Source organism: Alishewanella longhuensis (assembly GCF_014653435.1).
Classification (GTDB): Bacteria; Pseudomonadota; Gammaproteobacteria; order Enterobacterales; family Alteromonadaceae; genus Alishewanella; species Alishewanella longhuensis.
Genome location: NZ_BNAO01000003.1, coordinates 3,193 through 6,793 on the forward strand (window position 1 = coordinate 3,193; position 3,601 = coordinate 6,793).

Annotated in this window: 3 protein-coding genes; all 3 read right to left on the reverse strand. The window is 45.7% G+C overall.

Annotated elements, in window-relative coordinates; genetic code table 11:
- Window positions 1-147: 147 nt before the first annotated feature.
- A complete protein-coding gene (pgsA, locus tag IE163_RS07105; protein WP_189431716.1) occupies window positions 148-705 on the reverse strand; it encodes a CDP-diacylglycerol--glycerol-3-phosphate 3-phosphatidyltransferase in 558 nt (185 codons plus the stop codon).
- A 32-nt stretch (window positions 706-737) separates the two neighbouring features.
- Entirely contained in the window at window positions 738-2,555 is a 1,818-nt protein-coding gene (gene uvrC, locus IE163_RS07110; RefSeq protein ID WP_189431718.1) for an excinuclease ABC subunit UvrC, read from the reverse strand.
- 62 nt (window positions 2,556-2,617) lie between these two features.
- Entirely contained in the window at window positions 2,618-3,268 is a 651-nt protein-coding gene (gene uvrY / locus IE163_RS07115; protein ID WP_189431720.1) for a UvrY/SirA/GacA family response regulator transcription factor, read from the reverse strand.
- Window positions 3,269-3,601 lie beyond the last annotated feature (333 nt).

Consider the following 3,601-nt stretch of genomic DNA (forward strand, 5'->3'; position numbering starts at 1 on the left):
GTTGCTTTGACCTTTCAATCAGTCAACTGCCTTAACACGTGACGCATTCTACTGTTTTAATTAAATCCGTCAATATTAAATTTTTAGTTTTATGACTGTTTGCTTAAAAAGTAACTTACTTGCTGTGTTTATACCCAAGTAACCCCGCTAATGGCTGGCTAAGTCTACCCAGGCTGCCCGTAAATACTCATACATAGACCATAGGGTCAACACAGTAGCAATATAAAGCAGCACCATCCCCACTGGGGTAAACCAGGCCAACAAACTAAACTGGGGCTGCCAAATCAGGCCGATTAGCGCCAGCATTTGCGCAATAGTCTTATACTTGCCCAGGTTAGATACCGCAACATTGGCTCTTTTACCCAGCCCGGCCATCCACTCGCGCAGCGCAGAGATCACGATTTCACGGCTAATCATAATAATAGCCGGAATAATCACCCAAAGCGTTTGGATCTCTACCGCTATCAGCACTAGCGCAGTAGCTACCATCACTTTATCGGCAACAGGATCAAGGAAGGCGCCAAAAGGCGTAGACTGCTCCAGCTTACGCGCCAGATAACCGTCTAACGCATCCGTTACGGCGGCCAGACAGAACACCAGCGCTGACCAAAAACGTGCATTTTCCAAGCCGGAGTAAAAACAGTAAATAAATACCGGGATCAGTAACAACCGAAACACGGTTAACAGGTTTGGAATATTCCACATAAAAGGGTCTCACACACTTAATGGCTGCTATGCTACTTGTTATGGCAGGCTTGGTAAATCTTTTCTGCCTGTTGTTTTGAAATTCCGGGCACCGAGCATAGCTCCGTTACCGAGGCTTTCATGACGCCTTGTAAGCCACCTAAATATTGCAATAAGGCTTGCCGGCGCTTTTCCCCCACCCCGGCAATATTTTCCAGTGGGCTTTTCAACAATGCCTTGCCTCTTTTATTACGATGCCCGGTAATCGCAAAACGGTGTGCCTCGTCCCGAATTTGCTGAATAAGATGCAGCGCTGGCGTATCTTCCGGTAAATTTAAGCTTTTGCCGCTGTCCCACAAAATTAACGTTTCCAGCCCCGCTTTACGGCCTTCGCCTTTTGCTACACCAATCAGCAGTGGCTTTTTGGCGTGCGGCCAATCTTTAAATTGCTCTAAAGCAATATTAAGCTGGCCCAAGCCGCCATCGATAAACACAATATCCGGGATCTTGCTGGTATCGGTAAGCTTGCTATAACGCTTGTCTAGCGCAAAACGCATAGCGGCGTAGTCATCGCCGCCGGTAATGCCAGTAATGTTGTAACGGCGATACTCCTGCTTAAAAGGCCCTTCGCCGTCAAACACCACGCAAGAGGCGATAGTTGCCTGCCCCATGGTATGGCTGATATCAAAACACTCCATACGGGCTACTGGCTCAGTTAGCGTCAATAGCTGTTGTAAGGATTGATAACGTAAACGCATTTTTTGCGCCAGAGATTGCCGGCTATCCAGCGCTATTTCGGCATTTTTTTGTGCCAACGCTAAATATTGGGCTTTTTCGCCGCGCTTGGCATAGGTAAAGCGTACTTTGTGCTCGGCCATCTTGCTAATAGCCGACGCTACCGCTTCTTCGTCATTTAGAGGCTGTGGTAACACTATTTCGGTTGGAATATGCTGATCGCTATGCCCACTTAAATAAAACTGCAGTACAAAGGCCGACAAGACTTCGCTAGCGTCAGTATCTACCGGTACCTTGGGATAGAAGGATTTACTGCCCAAAATCTTCCGATCGCGAATAAAGAGCACATGCACTACCGCCGTCTGCCCTTGCAAGCTAAAACCTATGGCATCCAGCTCTTCATGATCACCACTGACATGCTGCTGCTCTTGCACCCGACGCAGTGCACTAATTTGATCGCGATAGGTCGCAGCGGCTTCAAACTGCCAGCTGTCGCTGGCGGCTGCCATTTTTTGTACCAGATCATCAATAACTTGCTGGTTTTTACCGGATAAAAACAACGCGGCTAGCCTTACTTGCTCGGCGTAATCCTCATCGGAAATCTTCCCCACACAGGGCGCACTACACAATTTTAATTGGTATTGTAGGCACGGTCGGGTGCGAGCCCGGTAGAAACCATCTTCGCATTGGCGAATAGGAAAGATCTTTTGCAGGGTTTTTAAGCTTTGCCACACCGCGCCAGCATTAGGATAAGGCCCAAAATACTGCCCTACGACTTTACGCGGCCCACGATGTGAGCTAATTCTAGGGTGTTTATGGCCTGAAATTAAAATATAAGGATAGGATTTATCATCACGCAACAATACATTGTATTTCGGCAGATGTTGCTTAATTAAGTTATTTTCCAGGATCAGCGCTTCGGTTTCGCTGTGCGTTAGAATATATTCCACGCTGGCAATTTGACCCACCAAGGCCCGGGTTTTAATGCTATCTACCTGTACCCGGAAATAACTGCTTAAGCGTTTTTTTAAATCTTTGGCTTTACCTACATAAATAACAGTGCAAGCCTGGTTAAACATCCGGTATACACCGGGTTGCTGCGGCACCGTCGCCAAAAAAGTTTTCGCATCAAACATGTTGTTTTTTAAATATCACTATTAAAGACGACATCAGACACCTACAATTTGTCTGCACAAACTTATTGCGCAATCTTAGCGATATCAATCATACCGTGCCGCAACGCCATATGTGTCAGCTCTACGTCACCGCTTATTGATAATTTTTCAAACATGCGGTAACGATAAGAATTGACAGTTTTGGCGCTAACATTGAGTTGTTCGGCAATATCAGTGACTTTTTGGCCTTGGGTAATCATCAGCATAATCTGTAACTCCCGGTCCGATAAACCCTCAAACGGATTCGCTTGTTGATTATTAACCTTAGCCAATGCCATTTTTTGCGCCACTTCATCCGAAATATGCCGCACACCCGAATAAACCTTTTTAATGGCCATAATCATGTCTTTGGGCGCAGAGTTTTTCGAAATAAAACCAGAGGCACCTAACTGCATTACTTTAGTTGGTACGGGTTCTTCGCAGGAAATTGACAGTCCCAGAATTTTAATGTCTGGACAGTAATGCAAAATACGCTTGGTGGCGGTTATACCGCCCATACCCGGCATATTCATATCCATTAGTACTACGTCAGGCTCATGCTGGCGGCAAAACTGTAAGGCTTCTTCACCGGAATTGGCTTCGCCTATCACCTTGATACCACGCTCATCCATTAGTATGCGACTAATCCCAGTTCGTACAAGCTCGTGATCATCAACTAACAACACGTTAATCAACTTGGCTTCTCCGTTATACTGGTGTGCTCCAGCGGCGTTTACGGGCCGTTCTGAAGCTTAGAATTATAATAATAGCTGCTTATCGCCAGCTAGAGATCATTTTCAAACAGCACTAAAAAATAAACAGGCTGCAATGTGCTATTGGTTAAGTGTGCCAGAAAGCAAGATAACTGCAAACTTAAAATTTAGCTTAGCTATGTAGCTTTGAAATTAGGTAGAAAAAAAACTACAGATGTCTAAAAGAGGAATAAAACGTAGTGGCGGAGGGAGAGAGATTCGAACTCTCGGTAGGCTATTAACCTACGCCGGTTTTCAAGACCGGTGCATTAAACC

Bases quoted from the DNA above. Each gene is read 5' to 3' on its own strand.
- pgsA (WP_189431716.1), bottom strand. From the start codon at position 705: ATGTGGAATATTCCAAACCTGTTAACCGTGTTTCGGTTGTTACTGATC.
- uvrC (WP_189431718.1), bottom strand. From the start codon at position 2,555: ATGTTTGATGCGAAAACTTTTTTGGCGACGGTGCCGCAGCAACCCGGT.